This is a genomic window from Leuconostoc fallax, from assembly GCF_004354645.1.
Classification (GTDB): domain Bacteria; phylum Bacillota; class Bacilli; order Lactobacillales; family Lactobacillaceae; genus Leuconostoc_B; species Leuconostoc_B fallax.
In genome coordinates this window covers 99899-115357 of the sequence record NZ_PUFI01000015.1, presented here as the reverse complement: position 1 = coordinate 115357, position 15459 = coordinate 99899, and the positions used below count along the sequence as shown (strand labels likewise).

Genomic DNA, 15459 nt, shown 5'->3' with positions numbered 1-15459 from the left:
AATATGATTAAGTTAATCGCAACTGATTTAGATGCAACGTTTTTAAGAGCTGATAAAACTTTTAACGAAGACTTATTAAGCACTGTATTAACTAAGTTAAAGACATTTGATGGCTATTTTGTTGTGGCAACAGGTAACCATGTGCAACGTGTTGCAACCTATTTTGCTAACTTTTCAGGACAGTATCAACTTATCGCAAATAATGGTGCGGAAGTGGTATTAGACGGTATTATCCAGAATGTTAAAAGTCTGCCAGAACACAGTTTAAGTGTTATTTTAAGCTTAGTTGAGCAACTCAAAACCGCGCCACAGATGGGGCTTGTTTATACAGCAGCTGATCGATCGTTCATGCTGGCATCACAAGCACCAGAGGATCCAGCAATTGTCAAAAAGGCCAATGACTTTTTTGAAAATTTGATTGTGGTAGATCGTATTGAGCAAATTGATGTGCCAGTATTAAAAGCAACAGTTGTTGTTCAACCTGAAGAAACACCAGAATTTATGCAGGCCGTACGACTGATGTTACCCCATCAAGTACATGTGACGACGTCTGGGTATGGTGCTATCGATATTGTTAATATTGATGTTAATAAAGCAAATGCTTTACAATATCTTGCTAACAAGCTATCCATTGAACCAGATGAAATTATGGCTTTTGGGGATGGCCTAAATGACATGGAGATGCTCGATTTTGTAGGCCATCCTTATGCAATGCCAAATAGTGATCCTGCATTATTTGATCACGACTTTAATGTTGCAGTTAGTGATAACGAACATGATGGTGTATTGAATACCATTTTAGAAGTATTAAATACACAAAAAGAATAGGCATAATGCCTGTTTTTTATTTGTACATAATATAAGCTTACGTATCCAGTTTTATTTCGAAACATGATATGATAGTAAGGTTAATAATCAATTTGGATGGACGCTATGCTTAAGAATATCGTTGTACTCGGCAGCTTAAATGTCGATAACATTTTAAAAATGCCAAGAATGCCATTTGAAGGCGAAACAATGGCACTACAAGATGTCACCACCGCGCCAGGTGGCAAGGGCGCCAATCAAGCAGTTGCAGCTGCTCGACAGGGCGCCAATGTCTTTTTTGTTGGTGCCGTTGGAAATGACACAAATGGTCAATTTATGAAGACAACCTTGCTGACAAATGGGGTGAATGTTGATCAAGTGGCGGTTAAAAGTGATGTGCCTACTGGCTCTGCTTATATTATGTTGCAAGAAAACGGTGCAAATACTATTATGATTCATGGTGGTGCCAACCAGGCCCTGACACTGGATCACGTTGAAGCAGCACGAGATATTATTGCAAAAGCTGATATTTTAGTTGCACAATTTGAAGTACCTTTGGCGGTGATTACAGCGGCTTTTGCTATGGCTAAAGCCTATAATGTTCAAACAATTTTAAATCCCGCACCAGCAGTATACAGTATCACACCAGAATTAGCTGCATTAACTGACGTGATTGTACCAAATGAAACGGAAGCGCAATTACTTTCTGGTATCAAAGTAATACCAGATGAGGGCGTCTTAAACCGCGTTGCTGATAAACTATTAGCGACTGGCGTACCACGTGTGATTATCACACTAGGTGGTGCTGGATCGTTTGTTGCGGAAGGAACGAAACGCTGGTTTGTTGATCCTGTAAAAGTATTAGCACAAGATACAACTGCGGCAGGAGATACGTTTATTGGTACACTAGCTAATGTATTAAATAAAGATTTTACAAATATTGATGCATCAGTAACTCGGGCAACGTATGCGAGTGCTTTAGCTGTAACACGTGCAGGGGCAATACCATCGATTCCGACTTATGAAGAGGTAGATAATTTTAATGACACTGCCACAAAGCTATAAAAATAAATATGAACGCTTATTAGGTGATGAAGCAACAGCTTTTTTTGCGAGCTTCACACATTCAACACAGAAGGCTTATCGTGTTAATCCTTTAAAAAATCAAACACAATTGTATACCACACCAGATAATGGTCAGGTACCGTATGGTAAATGGGGACATTTTGGGTCTGTTTCAGGACGCAGCGTTGACCATACTAATGGTGTCGTTTATTCTCAGGAACCTTCGGCGCAATTTGTCGGTGAGGTTGTGCAACCTCAGCCAGGCGAAAAAGTTCTGGACTTATCTGCTGCACCGGGTGGTAAATCGACTCATTTAGCAGCTTTTATGCAACAAGATGGTTTATTGTGGACCAATGAAATATTTCTCAACAGAGCTAAAATATTGAATGAAAATATCGAGAGAATGGGTATTTACAACAGTATTGTTAGTTCGCAAAAGCCTGAAGAATTGAGTGCGAAATTACCACAATTTTTTGATAAAATTTTAATTGATGCGCCTTGTTCTGGTGAAGGCATGTTTAGAAAAGATCCCGATGCGATAAGCTATTGGTCTGAAAGTTATCCAGCAGAATGCGCACAAAGACAGCGTGATATTTTGGCTGAAGCAGTTAAAATGTTGAAGCCAGGTGGCGAACTTGTTTATTCCACATGTACTTTTGCACCAGAAGAAGATGAACAGATGATTGCTTGGCTATTATCGGAATATCCTGATTTCAGTGTTGTGCCGATTGAGAAAGTTAATGGCATAGCTGATGGCCGTCCAGAATGGGCAGATAGTCAGTATGTTTCAGGAATTTCTGACCATAGCCAAACAACGCATATGACTGAATTAAAAGGGACCGCACGATTATGGCCACACCTTTTAGAGGGTGAGGGACATTTTGTTGCTAAATTAAAGTTGTCAACAGATACAGTGACGAGTGATGCCAACGTTACAACAATACAATCATCCAGTTTAACGGCACAACAACGTGACTTATTGACAGCATTTATTAAAGACACGCTGATTGATTTTGAGTTAGCTGAAGATAGGCTTATTTTATTTGGTGACCATGTTTACCTAGCACCCACTGGGGCGCCTAGTATTAAAGGCATGCGTATTTTACGTGTTGGACTAGAGCTAGGTAGCTTTAAGACAAAGCGTTTTGAGCCTGCTCATGCGCTTGCATTGGCTTTAGCACCACATCAGTTCCAACAGTATTATGAAATGAATGATGCGCAGTGGCGCCAATTTGTTCATGGAGATGTTTTGAATGTCGAAGGGGATTTCAAAAAGGGATGGGTTCTCATGACAATGAATGGGAATGGTGCTGGATTTGGTAAGTATGTTAATGGGCAAATTAAAAACTTTTATCCTAAGGGATTACGTTTTGCTATTAAATAGTACGCAATCAATACATATGATGTAGCAGTATGTCATATAAGTAAGGTAGGACAAAATGAGACAAAAAGTAGTTAAAAATTGGTTAATTCGATTTATTAAAGGTGTTTTTATCGCATTGGGTTTTATTTTACCAGGAGTCTCTGGTGGCGTTTTAGCAGCAATCTTAGGATTATACGAAAGAATGTTGAATTTTTTGGCTCATTTCCGCCAAAATTTTAAGCATGATTTTCGTTTCTTCTTACCGGTTGGCTTAGGTGGTATTGTCGGTATTATTTTACTAAGTAGCCCCTTAGAATATTTATTAACCCATTATAAAGCAATGGTTTTGTGGGGATTTGCGGGCGCTATTGTTGGTACATTACCCACTATGTTTAAAGATAGTGGGCGTGATGGTCGGAAAAAGAGCGATTGGCTTTGGTTGATTGGAACGGCTATCGGTAGTGGCTTATTTTTATACAATATGACACATTTGTTCGGACAATTACCCGTTAATTTTTTTTCGTGGATGTTAGCAGGTGGGCTTATTGCACTAGGTGTTATTGTGCCAGGATTAAGTCCATCTAACTTATTGTTATATTTGGGATTATTCAATCCAATGCTCAATGGGTTCAAGCGAGCAGACTTAGGCGTATTTATTCCCATTGCTATTGGTGGTATCTTGACCATGGCCTTCTTTTCAAAAATTATGAGTTTCTTATATCAGCGTTTCTTTTCTAAAGTATCACATTTTATTTTAGGTATTGTCGTAGCATCAACTGTGCTTATTGTATTACCACCAATTGCTGATTATAGTGGCTTTGACTTTTTGGCAATTATCATCAGTATTGTATTATTTATTTTAGGTATCGTATTGGGTAAATGGATGAGTAATTTGGAAAATAAATACAAATAAAAAAGCTACCTTAGAAAAGGTAGCTTTTTTATTGATGAGGTAACTCTTTTTTACGGTAACTCTCCATTTTTTCTTTAAATAATTGTCCGTTAGTAGGTGGTGTATAAGTGATTGCATTAGCACCAGCAGCAATAGTGCTCGTTATATCTTCATCTGTCGGTCCACCAGTTGCAATAATTGGTAAATCAGGATAGATATTTCGAAAATGTTGAACGGTTTCGGCTGTCTTTTTGCCTGCACTAATATTGATAATAGCGATACCTGCTTTTAACTTATCTTCAATTGGTGTATAAATAGATGTTACAGTGCTAACAATGGGGATATCAACTGTTGTATCCACTTGGCGAATAGTTTCCAGTGGGGTGGGTGCGTTCATGACAACCCCAATAGATCCCTGTGATTCAGCAAATAAGCTCATAAATGCTGATCGAGAACCATTAGTTAAGCCACCGCCGACCCCGGAAAAGACAGGAATATCAGCTGCTTCGATAATACTTTTAGTAATAGCGGGATGTGGTGTGAAAGGATAAACGGCAATAACAGCATCTGCATCAGTATTACGAATGATAGCGATGTCTGTGGTAAATATAATAGATCGTATTTTTTTACCAAAAATTTTAATGCCACTGGCTTGTCTGATGACCGGAGGGACTTTAACAATGTCTTTTTTTAACTCTGTTGTAATTTCAGGAATATTCTGTGTAGACATAATTACTTCTCCTTCTCGATATAAATACTCACTTTGCTTTTGATTTTTAGTATACTGCAAGTATAGGGAAAATTGATAAATAAACACTTCTATAAACATTTTTTCACAAATTAGTGTAATTTTTATGGAAACGCTTTCAAATTTGCTTTCAAAGTTGTAGAATAGAATTAAATAAGAGATACAGGTAGGAGAATATTATGACAGTTTATAAGAATGTTTTAGTTGCTATTGATGGTTCAGATATCTCGAATAAAGTAATTGAGGTTGCACATAATTTTGCCCCTGAAGCACATATTGATATTCTAACAGTTGTGGACACAACTGGCGGTGGCTACTTTGGTACGATTGTTATGAATAGCGATATTATCTATCAGCTGGAGCAAGAAGCTGAGGAGTACATTAATAAGGCCTACAAGTATGCTAAAGCTTTGGGTCATGAAGATGTTGACATTCATATTCGTTTTGGTTCTCCTAAACAAGTTATTTCTCGGGGATTCATTAAAGATCATCACAATGATTTAATTGTTGTGGGTGAAACTGGTATGAATCGGATGCAGCGTGCCATGTCCGGTACAGTACCTGCCTTTGTCACGAAGACATCTGAGATAGATGTTTTAGTTGCAAGAACGCTTGATAGAGATTAATAAAAAGACATGCTGCTAAGAGCATGTCTTTTTATTTTGCTTCCTGTAAAATATCTATATTTGTCACTTTAACTGGATTGATTGGTTGGGATTGTTCTTTTTGCTGATTATTTTTTGTTTTAGCATTAGCAATTTTATCTACAATATCCATACCACTTATCACTTGACCAAAAACTGTATATTGACCATCAAGGCTAGGATAACCACCATGCTTGTAGGCATCAATAATCTTTTTTGGATAATTATTAGTATCTAACTTACTGGATTGATCATCACCATTTTGAACAATGAAAAATTGGCTACCATTTGTATCAGTACCCGCGTTAGCCATTGAAAGTGCACCACGAATATTATATAAAGATGTGGATATCTCATTTTTAAAGCCATTGCCACTATCTATTTTACTATTCTTATTCTTCCAAATTGATTCACCGCCCGAACCATCGCCTTTAGGATCGCCACCTTGAATCATAAAGTCTTTTATAACACGATGAAATGTCGTGTTGTTATAATAACCTTGTTTGGCATGTGTTAAGAAATTTTCAACGGCAAGTGGTGCGTAGTGATTGAACAGCTTAATTTTGATATTACCAGAACTTGTCTTAATGAGTACTAGACTTTCATTTTTAGCAATAGTATTAGAAAGCTGTGGTAGGGTGAGTTGATCGAGTTGCTTTTTGGTTTTCTTTTGTGTACTTTCGGTAGCAGTTTGTTGTGGTTGGCGAGTCCACAACACAGCAACGGCGATGATGATCAGTAAGACGATACCCATACTAATTTGTGGTAAATATTTTTTCATTTTTTATACTCTTTCAATCATAAATACAGAAATACTATCTGTTTGGAAAAGTGCTTGTTTAAAGTCTGCGGATAATAAGCTTTCTCTAAAAGGCTGCCAATTTTCAGGCACATGATTAAATTTAGCAATTAAAATACCACCGTGTGTTAAACGTAATAATGTACGCTCGATTTGATTTAAATAGTCATTGGGCTGAGCGTCTTGATTATCAACATCATCTGAATAATCAAATATGATAGCTGATGCTTGAACTTGTGCACCCATTTCTTGAACAAAATCGCTATCTAAAGATTTACCCAGTAGGGTTACACGTTCTGATAAACCACTCATAAAAAGAGAGGTTACAGCACTATTTGCATTATCCTTAGTTAATGCATAACTTATAACATGACCGGTAGCGCCAACACGAGTTGCCAAGAAGCGCGTATTATCACCGTTAGCAGTTGTAGCATCAATCACAGTATCGCCAACCTGAATAGTTTGTTCGAAAATATAATGTGTAAAGCTATGACTAGATGGTAGCATGGTTATTATCCTCCAAAAGTTTTCTTGGTAATTTAAATAAATAATGGCTGGAAATATAAAGCAAAATGAAGCCTAACGATATGCCTGCAAGGATATCACTGGGATAATGCACGTTAATATAGACACGGCTAATGGGAATTATCAGCATGAGCATAGCAAGTAGTGTCAATAGAAAGCGTTTGATTAATAATACACGATATTCACGATAAATAATTAAAAATAACGTACCGTAAAATAGTATTGATACCATGGCATGACCAGAAGGGAAACTAAAGCCATGCTCTAAAATGAGTTGTGGGGTGGGGCGTGCACGCATAATAATCTGTTTGACAACGATTGTTACTAATCCTGAAAAAATAATGGTGTTAACTAAGAGTAATACCATTGCCCGATAGTTTTTTAGTCTACCTAATAGTAAGCAGATAAGCATTAACAGAATGGCTATTGTCGAACTATTGCCTAGTTGTGTAACATTGATAAAAATAAAATCTAATACTGTGTTACGTTGGATGAGGATATGTTGCAGGGTATGGTCAAATTGCTGAAGCCAGGTGGCGTTGTTAATAACACCGTAAGTTAAAGTGATGAATAGTAATATAGCACCTATAAATAATGGAAAAGATAAATGGTATTTTTTTGTCATGGTATTAGTATATCCTATTGGGAGTTCTTGAGCTAAGCGATTTAATCCATGTTAAACTAATATTATTAATGGATTGGAGTATTTTGATGACCAAAAAGATTTATTTAGCAAGCCCTTTTTTTGATGATGAACAGATTAATCGCGTTAAACAAGTGGAATCAGCTTTGGCAGCAAACGACACTGTTGCATCGTTTTTTTCACCACGCTTAAATCAACATGAAGAATTTGAATTATTCAGCGAACCTTGGCGTCAAGCAACGTATGCAGGTGATGTCAAGGCGATTGAATCGGCAGACGTATTAGTTGCCGTTATTGATTATGAAGATAATCAAGTGGATCCAGGAACAGCATGGGAATTTGGCTATGCTGTCGCCAAGGGTATTCCGGTTATTGTGTTAAAAGAGAAATCGGGTGCTGTAAATTTGATGATGGGTGTGCCATTACAGGCTTATTTTACAAATATCGAAGATATTCAACACTATAATTTTGATGAATTGAAAACTGTACCATTCTCTGGCGAAATCTTTTAAGATAAGTGTCATAAAAAATACCTCCAGCGTTAAAGTTCGAACTTTAACTTTGGGGGTATTTCATTTGATTCTATTTTTAATAAATAGCGTCACGATACAAACCAACAACTTTTCCAAGAACAGTTACACTTTGTAAAATAATCGGCGCCATAGTTGTGTTTTCTGGCTGTAATCGGTAGTGGTCCGCTTCTTTGAAAAAGCGTTTGACCGTTACTTCGTTGTCCTCATTCATAGCAACAACAACTTCGCCATTATCCGCATTATCTTGCTTACGGACAATGACTTTGTCACCACTAAGAATACCCATGTCAATCATAGAATCACCACGAACATTTAACATAAAAAGGTCACCATCAAACTGTGCTAAATCATCTGGGATAGGGAAAAATTCAGTTGCATTTTCTTCAACTGCTAAAATGGGTTGCCCCGCAGTGACCACACCCAATACGGGAATCCGGCCAGGTGTTGTTGAAACCCCTAGAATTTCCAAGCCGCTAGTTGTGACTTCGATGGCGCGGGCACGAGGCTTTTTAGTATCTTTTTTTAGATAGCCTTTTTTCACGAGGCGCTCAATATGTCCATGAATTGTAGAAGATGAAGATAAGCCAACTGCCTCACCAATTTCTCGTACAGTCGGTGGATATCCTTTATTGGTTTGCGCTTCATGTATGAAACGTAAAACTTGTATTTGTTTACTTTCTTGGCTTGCCATTTCTATCCTACTCGTTATAAATTAATTTCAGTATATCGAATTTTTGTTCGTAGTTCAAACATATGTTCGTAATTATTTAGATTTTTTTAAATTATTAAATGTTTCTTATCCGCTTTTATGGTAAAAGCTTGTTAACTCTGATAAAATGTTTACAGACTAATTAAGGGGATTTAACAAGATGAGTACAGGTTTAATGATGGTATTAGTTGCAGTTATTGCTTTAGCAGTGGGATTGGTTGGTGGTTTCTTCCTAGCACGTAATTCAATGAAGAGCTACTTACAAAAGAACCCACCAATTTCTGAAGAAATGATGAAATCAATGATGATGTCGATGGGACAAAAGCCATCACAAAAGAAATTGAATCAGATGATGGCACAAATGAAGCAACAGCAACAAAAAAAGTAATTTATTCTACTATCCCTTAATATACCAAATGAAATAGCCATCGATTTAGACAACTTAGTCTACAGCGGCCGTTGCTAATGATGGGATAATTTAAAAAGCCTGAGGCAACTATGCTCAGGCTTTTCTTCATGAGTGATTCTGATTATTTTTGGGATTTGGGTCTTCATAATGCCAATCAGGGTTGATATCATGATCTAATTGGTCAAAAGCAGCTTGCATTTGTTGTGCATAATCCGCAATAACTTCATCTGTAAGCCTTTTTTTACGGTCAATATTGATAGGTTTACCGAAAGCAACAGTTGTATTATTACGACGGAAAAGTTGCCCAAACGTCACAGGGCCTTGATAAACTGCAGGTACAATTTGTTTACCAGCTAATTTTGCAATAACTAGGGCACCAGATTTGAGCTCGGATGAATGACGCGATCCAGAAGGGAACATGACAAGGGAACGCGTACCTGACTTGAGTTCGTTGACTGGTGTCTTAATCACGCTTGGTCCAACATTATGACGATCAACGGGAAAGGCGCCGGCTTTGGTGATAAGCCATGCGAGTGGTTTGAATCGAAATAATTCGATCTTTGCCATAAAAATAAAATGTTTGGGGTAGGCTGCAATTGCATACCAAACGGGATCCCACCAGGTACGGTGCGGTCCAACTAAAACATAATTATCGTCTGGTAGGTTGTCCTTCCCCATATAGTGGATACGCCCATTGATTGTCCAGATGATACCGACAGCTACACTTCTTAAAAAATCATAAAATTTCATTAAATAATACACCTCATTTATAATCCTTAGTATTATCTCAACTAATAGAAAGAAACGCAATATTATGATAGAAACTCATCTTAAACCAGGCGAACGATTGGATGGCCTTTCGTCGCAAAATATTTATATTATTCAAAATCCAGATATGTTTTCATATTCATTAGATGCTATTTTACTCGCGTATTTTGCGCAACCTAAAGGTAAGGGACGTGGCATAACGGTTGATCTTGGGTCCGGTACAGGCGCAGTGGGTTTGCTTTATGCGCCCAAAATTACTGGAATTGTTAAACTCGTTGAAATTCAGCCAGAGCTCGCAGAAATGTCACAACGCAGTATTGTCACTAATCATTTGCAGGAGCGCGTGAGTGTGGTTAATCGCGATATGAATACAATTTTTGATGATATTAAACCAGGGAGTGTGGAAACTGTGTTAAGTAATCCACCATATTTCCCACTGAATGCGACTACAAAAACGAATATTGATAGACATTATGAATTAGCTCGGCATGAATTGACCATTGACTTACCTAAACTTGCACAGATTGCAAACAAACTATTAAAAAATAATGGTAAATTTTACATGGTACATCGACCAGAACGTCTAACAGATATTTTTGCCGCGTTTGCTGAACGTAAGTTGATGATTAAACGTGTGCAATTTGTATATGGCAAAGCTGGTCGGGAAGCCAATATGGTATTAGTTGAAGCTATAAAGGCTGGTAAACCTGGAGGCGTACGAATTTTACCACCAATTATCGCTTATACCGAAGATAATGCATATACGTCGCAAGTGCATGAGATACTTTATGGTGACGTATGGAACAAATAAGCAAAATTTATTATTTCTATGTTTTACACACTGCTGATGATTATTTCTATGCCGGTTTCACAGATGATGTGGGTAAACGTTTTGCTGTTCATCAAGCTTTCAAAGGTGCAAAATTCACTAGAGTAAAGTCTCGACATCCACTCAAATTAATCTATGCAGAAGCTTTTACAACCAAAAGTGATGCATTAAAGGCGGAGGCTGCTTTTAAAAAGCTCACTCGGACACAAAAAGAACATTTCTTACATGAACACGCTATTGACTGGTAGTTTATAATCATGTAAAATGTAAGGGTTGCATAAGCAATAAATACACACGGTAGATGAGTTCACATAGGTGCAGAAATGTCATTATGAATGCAGAATTTACCGGAGGCAAAACCTAGGAGATTAGAACATGGCAGTTATTTCAATGAAAGAACTTCTTGAAGCAGGAGTTCATTTCGGACACCAAACACGTCGCTGGAACCCAAAGATGGACGAATTCATCTTTACAGAGCGTAATGGTATCCACATTATCGATTTACAAAAGACAGTGAAGTTAGCTGACGAAGCTTATAACTTTGTGCGTAATGCTTCTACTGATGGTGCTAACATTTTGTTTGTTGGTACAAAGAAGCAAGCAGCTGATGCTATTGCTGAAGAAGCAACACGTGCAGGTCAATACTTTATCAACCATCGTTGGTTGGGTGGAACTTTGACAAACTGGAACACAATCAAGACACGTATCCAACGTTTGAAGGATCTTGAAGTGATGGCTGAAGATGGTACATTTGATGCCTTGCCAAAGAAGGAAGTTGTTTTGTTGAACAAGCAACATGCCAAGTTGGAAAAGTTCTTGGGTGGTATCAAGGATATGCCAGGTTTGCCTGACGTATTGTTTGTTGTTGATCCTAACAAAGAAGAGATTGCAATTAAGGAAGCCCGTTCTTTGAACATTCCTGTTGTTGCAATGATCGATACAAACTCAAATCCTGACCTTGTTGATGTTAAGATTCCTGCTAACGATGATGCTATTCGTGCAGTTCGTTTGATTACTTCAAAGATGGCTGATGCTGTGATCGAAGGTCGTCAAGGCCAAGATTCAGCACCAGAAGATGCTTTCGTTGAAGGTGATGACAACGTTGAATCAATTGAAGAAATTACAAACATTGTCGAAGAAGGCAACAAGTAATTAATTATACTAAATGCCGTTCCACGCGGACCTGTTTGGGACGTGAAGCGGCATTTTTTAATGCAATTTGTTATAATAAAACTAAATTATTTTTAGAGGAGCACAATAATGGCAATTACTGCTGCACAAGTGAAGGAATTACGTGATAAGACAAGCGTTGGTATGATGGACGCAAAGAAGGCTTTGGTTGAAGCCGATGGCGACATGGAAAAGGCAATTGATTTGTTGCGCGAAAAGGGAATGGCTAAGGCAGCTAAAAAGGGAGACCGTGTTGCTGCTGAAGGTATGACTTATGTTACTGTTGAAGGTAACAAAGCGGCAATCGTTGAATTGAACTCAGAAACTGATTTCGTTGCAGGTAATGCAGAATTTAACGAATTGCTACGTACAGTTGCAAAGACAATTGTTGAAGCAAATCCTAAGGATGTTGAAGCAGCACTTGTATTACCAGTTGCAGATGGACAAACTTTGAACGATGTGATTATTCACACAACACAAATTACTGGTGAGAAGATTACGTTGCGTCGTTTCGCGGTAATCGAAAAGACTGATGCAGAAAACTTCGGTGCTTACTCACACATGGGTGGTTCTATTTCTGCGTTGGCTGTGTTAGAAGGTGCAGATGAAAGTACTGCTAAGGATGTTGCAATGCATATTGCTGCTATTGCGCCTAAGTATATTGCTGATTCTGAAGTGCCAGCTGAAGTTATTGCGCATGAAAAAGAAGTACAATTGAAATCTGAAGATCTTGCTGGTAAGCCAGACAACATCAAAGAAAAGATGGTCGAAGGACGTATCAAGAAGTTCTTGGCTGAAATTACTTTGTTGGATCAAGATTTCGTTAAAAATGGGGACCAAACAGTTGCTCAATTCGTAGCAAGTAAGAATGGTTCAGTAAAGTCATTTGTTCGTTACCAAGTTGGTGAAGGTATCGAAAAGAAGGTGACGGATTTAGCTGCTGAAGTTGCTGCACAATTAGGCTAATTTAGCATGAAGATGCGCTGTTTTGTTGGCGCATCTTTTTTTGAGACGTTTTACTGAAAAGCCAAGCATTTTGGTATAATTAAACAAGCAAAGGTAGAAGAGGCAAATAATGAGTAATAGCGTAAAGTATAAACGTGTATTAATGAAATTATCTGGTGAAGCGTTGGCTGGCGACAAGGAAAGTGGTATTGACTTAGAGACGGTCTCATCAATCGCACAAGAATTAAAGGATGTATACGATTTGGGTGTACAAATTGCCATTGTTGTTGGTGGCGGTAACTTGTGGCGTGGTGAGCCAGCAGCTAAAGTAGGTATGGAACGTTCTCGTGCCGATTACACAGGTATGCTTGGTACCACAATGAATGCATTAGTTTTGCAAGATGCATTGCAACGCACGGGTGTTGATACACGTGTACAAACAGCTATCGAAATGCGTCAAATTGCTGAACCTTATATTCGTGGCCGTGCGATTCGCCATTTAGAAAAAGGACGAATTGTTATTTTTGCGGCTGGTACAGGTTCACCTTACTTCAGTACTGATACAACAGCAGCTTTACGTGCTAATGAAATTAATGCTGATGCGATATTGATGGCTAAAAATGGTGTGGATGGTGTTTATTCAGCAGACCCAAGAACACATGAAGATGCAGTAAAGTTTGAAGAATTGACCCATCTCGATATCCTTAAAAAAGGTTTGAAAGTGATGGATTCAACGGCTAGTTCATTATCTATGGATAATAATATGCCACTCGTTGTATTTAATTTAAATACACCAGGAAACATTAAGCGTGTTGTTCGTGGTGAAAATATTGGTACCACAGTTAAAGGAGCAGAATAATGAGTTTTGATTTTTCAGACGCAAAGGCACGGATGCAAAAAGCCCAAGATGCTTTACAACGTGAATTAGCTGGTATCCGTGCGGGACGTGCTAATCCAGCATTACTTAATCGTGTTGAAGTAGAATACTATGGTGCGATGACACCACTTAATCAAGTGGCATCAATTCAAGTACCAGAAGCACGTATTTTATTAGTAACACCTTTTGATAAAACAGCATTGGATGCAATTGTGCATGCAATTAATGTTTCTGACCTAGGTTTGAATCCTGCTAGCGATGGTAATGCCATTCGTTTGGTAATTCCACAATTGACAGAAGAACGTCGTAAGGAATTATCTAAAGATGTTAAAGCTGAAGGTGAAAAAGCTAAAGTCGCCATCCGTAACATTCGACGCGATGTTATGGATAGTATCAAAAAAGATGATGCGCTTAACGAAGACGATATGCACAAGGCCGAAACTGAAGCTCAAAAATTGACAGATGAGAATGTAAAGGCTATTGACAAAATAGCAGCAGAAAAAGAAGAAGAATTATTAACTATCTAATTATTTCTTGACGAACGCCGTCCTGCGGTGCATAATAACATGGTATATATTGCAATTTCTTAATGACGTGAAGTGGCGTTCACCGAAAGAATTGGAATACTCGAGTGTCGGATAATATATCCGGAAATCAGGTGGAACCGCGCGAAGAGCGTCCTGATGTCATTTTGACATTAGGGCGCTTTTTGTGTGCTAATGAATCTAATTTAAACCCAAAATAAGTGAATGGAGTCGAATGTGATATGTCCCAGAAATTATCTTTACAAGATATCATCTTAACTTTGCAGAAGTATTGGAGTGCGCAAGGTGCTAATTTAATGCAAGCATATGATAATGAAGTTGGTGCTGGTACGATGAGCCCTTATACTTTTTTGCGTGCCAATGGTCCAGAGCCTTGGAATGCAGCATATGTTCAGCCTTCTAGACGTCCAGCCGATGGCCGTTATGGTGATAATCCAAACCGTATGTTCCAACATCATCAATTTCAATTAGTGATGAAGCCTTCACCAGAAAATATACAAGAGCTATATCTTGGTTCCCTAGAAGCACTAGGTATCAATGCCTTAGAACACGATATTCGCTTCGTGGAAGATAACTGGGAAAACCCTTCAATGGGTGCCGCTGGTATTGGTTGGGAAGTTTGGCTAGATGGGATGGAAGTAACGCAGTTCACTTATTTCCAACAAGTTGGTGGTATTGAAGTAGATTCTGTCACTGCAGAAGTAACTTATGGCTTGGAACGATTAGCATCATACATTCAAGAAGTGCCAACAGTGTACGATTTAGAATGGGGAAACGGTGTATTATATGGTGATATCTTTAAAGAACCAGAATATGAGCACTCTGTTTATGCATTTGATGAATCAGATCAAGAACTTTTGTTAAAGCATTTTGATGATTATGAAAAAGAAGCAACACGTCTATTGGCACTCGGACTTGTACATCCTGCATATGATTATATTCTAAAGTCTTCACATACTTTTAATTTATTAGATGCTAGAGGGACCGTATCTGTTACTGAACGTGCAGGATACTTACATCGTATTCGTGCAATGGCACGTAAAGTGTCGCATGTCTTTATTGAAGAACGTGCTAAGCGTGGTTTCCCATTGTTAAAAGATGAAGTACTACGTGAGAAATATTTAGGTGAAAATGGCAAGTATGTGCCTAATAAAGATGAAAAATAATCGCATTATTCATTGATACACC

The 15459-nt window shown here is 38.1% G+C and carries 20 protein-coding genes; 14 read left to right on the top strand and 6 right to left on the bottom strand.

From position 1 onward, the window contains the following. Positions 1-3: 3 nt before the first annotated feature. The 4 genes from C5L23_RS07200 (at position 4) to C5L23_RS07185 (ending at position 4148) form a co-directional block, all read left to right on the top strand. Positions 4-828, top strand: a complete 825-nt coding sequence (locus C5L23_RS07200; RefSeq protein ID WP_010008028.1) for a Cof-type HAD-IIB family hydrolase — start codon at positions 4-6, stop codon at positions 826-828. Positions 829-933: 105 nt separating this feature from the next. Beyond that, on the top strand, positions 934-1872 hold the full coding sequence (rbsK, locus tag C5L23_RS07195) for a ribokinase (protein ID WP_010008029.1): 939 nt from the start codon (positions 934-936) through the stop codon (positions 1870-1872). Then, positions 1850-3256, top strand: a complete 1407-nt coding sequence (locus C5L23_RS07190) for an RsmB/NOP family class I SAM-dependent RNA methyltransferase (protein ID WP_010008030.1) — start codon at positions 1850-1852, stop codon at positions 3254-3256. The genes rbsK and C5L23_RS07190 overlap by 23 nt, the downstream gene beginning before the upstream one ends. Positions 3257-3311: 55 nt before the next feature. After that, the gene (locus C5L23_RS07185) at positions 3312-4148 is read left to right on the top strand and encodes a DUF368 domain-containing protein (protein ID WP_133264578.1); all 837 of its coding nucleotides are present in this window, start codon (positions 3312-3314) and stop codon (positions 4146-4148) included. A gap of 28 nt (positions 4149-4176) precedes the next feature. On the opposite strand, the gene C5L23_RS07180 is transcribed toward C5L23_RS07185, so the two are convergent. Then, on the bottom strand, positions 4177-4857 hold the full coding sequence (locus C5L23_RS07180; RefSeq protein ID WP_133264576.1) for a hydrolase: 681 nt from the start codon (positions 4855-4857) through the stop codon (positions 4177-4179). A 197-nt stretch (positions 4858-5054) separates the two neighbouring features. Between C5L23_RS07180 and C5L23_RS07175 the strand changes: the two genes are divergently transcribed. Continuing rightward, positions 5055-5501, top strand: coding sequence for a universal stress protein (locus tag C5L23_RS07175; protein WP_010008036.1), 447 nt, complete (start codon positions 5055-5057; stop codon positions 5499-5501). A gap of 31 nt (positions 5502-5532) precedes the next feature. Here the strand turns inward: C5L23_RS07175 and C5L23_RS07170 are convergent, their stop codons facing one another. Genes C5L23_RS07170 through C5L23_RS07160 form a run of 3 tightly spaced genes read right to left on the bottom strand, consistent with a single transcriptional unit; the run spans position 5533 to position 7468 of the window. Then, a complete protein-coding gene (locus C5L23_RS07170) occupies positions 5533-6300 on the bottom strand; it encodes a peptidylprolyl isomerase (RefSeq protein ID WP_133264574.1) in 768 nt (255 codons plus the stop codon). 3 nt (positions 6301-6303) lie between these two features. Further along, complete coding sequence (locus C5L23_RS07165) at positions 6304-6825, bottom strand: hypothetical protein (RefSeq protein ID WP_010008039.1); 522 nt, start codon at positions 6823-6825, stop codon at positions 6304-6306. Then, positions 6812-7468: a phosphatase PAP2 family protein gene (locus C5L23_RS07160; RefSeq protein ID WP_133264572.1), complete on the bottom strand. Its 657-nt coding sequence runs from the start codon at positions 7466-7468 to the stop codon at positions 6812-6814. The genes C5L23_RS07165 and C5L23_RS07160 overlap by 14 nt, the downstream gene beginning before the upstream one ends. Positions 7469-7554: 86 nt before the next feature. On the opposite strand from C5L23_RS07160, the gene C5L23_RS07155 reads away from it, so the two are divergent. Beyond that, positions 7555-7998: a nucleoside 2-deoxyribosyltransferase gene (locus C5L23_RS07155; RefSeq protein ID WP_133264570.1), complete on the top strand. Its 444-nt coding sequence runs from the start codon at positions 7555-7557 to the stop codon at positions 7996-7998. Positions 7999-8074: 76 nt separating this feature from the next. Here C5L23_RS07155 and lexA read toward each other — a convergent pair whose 3' ends face one another. Continuing rightward, positions 8075-8710: a transcriptional repressor LexA gene (gene lexA / locus C5L23_RS07150; protein WP_010008042.1), complete on the bottom strand. Its 636-nt coding sequence runs from the start codon at positions 8708-8710 to the stop codon at positions 8075-8077. A 193-nt stretch (positions 8711-8903) separates the two neighbouring features. On the opposite strand from lexA, the gene C5L23_RS07145 reads away from it, so the two are divergent. After that, positions 8904-9116, top strand: a complete 213-nt coding sequence (locus C5L23_RS07145) for a YneF family protein (protein WP_420813011.1) — start codon at positions 8904-8906, stop codon at positions 9114-9116. Positions 9117-9242: 126 nt separating this feature from the next. Here the strand turns inward: C5L23_RS07145 and C5L23_RS07140 are convergent, their stop codons facing one another. Then, positions 9243-9887, bottom strand: a complete 645-nt coding sequence (locus C5L23_RS07140; protein ID WP_133264566.1) for a lysophospholipid acyltransferase family protein — start codon at positions 9885-9887, stop codon at positions 9243-9245. Between the two features lie 64 nt (positions 9888-9951). Here C5L23_RS07140 and C5L23_RS07135 point away from each other — a divergent pair, with 64 nt between their 5' ends. From C5L23_RS07135 to glyQ, 7 genes are all read left to right on the top strand, one after another. Then, complete coding sequence (locus tag C5L23_RS07135; protein WP_010008046.1) at positions 9952-10716, top strand: tRNA1(Val) (adenine(37)-N6)-methyltransferase; 765 nt, start codon at positions 9952-9954, stop codon at positions 10714-10716. Beyond that, positions 10704-10982 (top strand): GIY-YIG nuclease family protein, encoded by a 279-nt coding sequence (locus C5L23_RS07130; RefSeq protein WP_010008047.1) that lies wholly within the window; start codon positions 10704-10706, stop codon positions 10980-10982. Before C5L23_RS07135 ends, C5L23_RS07130 begins: the two co-directional genes overlap by 13 nt. Before the next feature lie 127 nt (positions 10983-11109). Further along, positions 11110-11886 carry a 30S ribosomal protein S2 gene (gene rpsB, locus C5L23_RS07125; protein ID WP_010008048.1) on the top strand — a complete coding sequence of 259 codons (777 nt, stop codon included), beginning with the start codon at positions 11110-11112 and terminating at the stop codon, positions 11884-11886. 108 nt (positions 11887-11994) lie between these two features. Further along, positions 11995-12870 (top strand): translation elongation factor Ts, encoded by an 876-nt coding sequence (gene tsf, locus C5L23_RS07120; RefSeq protein ID WP_010008050.1) that lies wholly within the window; start codon positions 11995-11997, stop codon positions 12868-12870. A gap of 109 nt (positions 12871-12979) precedes the next feature. Beyond that, positions 12980-13708 carry a UMP kinase gene (gene pyrH, locus C5L23_RS07115; protein ID WP_010008052.1) on the top strand — a complete coding sequence of 243 codons (729 nt, stop codon included), beginning with the start codon at positions 12980-12982 and terminating at the stop codon, positions 13706-13708. Next, positions 13708-14253, top strand: coding sequence for a ribosome recycling factor (gene frr / locus C5L23_RS07110; RefSeq protein ID WP_010008054.1), 546 nt, complete (start codon positions 13708-13710; stop codon positions 14251-14253). The genes pyrH and frr overlap by 1 nt, the downstream gene beginning before the upstream one ends. A 239-nt stretch (positions 14254-14492) precedes the next feature. After that, on the top strand, positions 14493-15437 hold the full coding sequence (gene glyQ / locus C5L23_RS07105) for a glycine--tRNA ligase subunit alpha (protein ID WP_010008056.1): 945 nt from the start codon (positions 14493-14495) through the stop codon (positions 15435-15437). Positions 15438-15459: the final 22 nt, after the last annotated feature.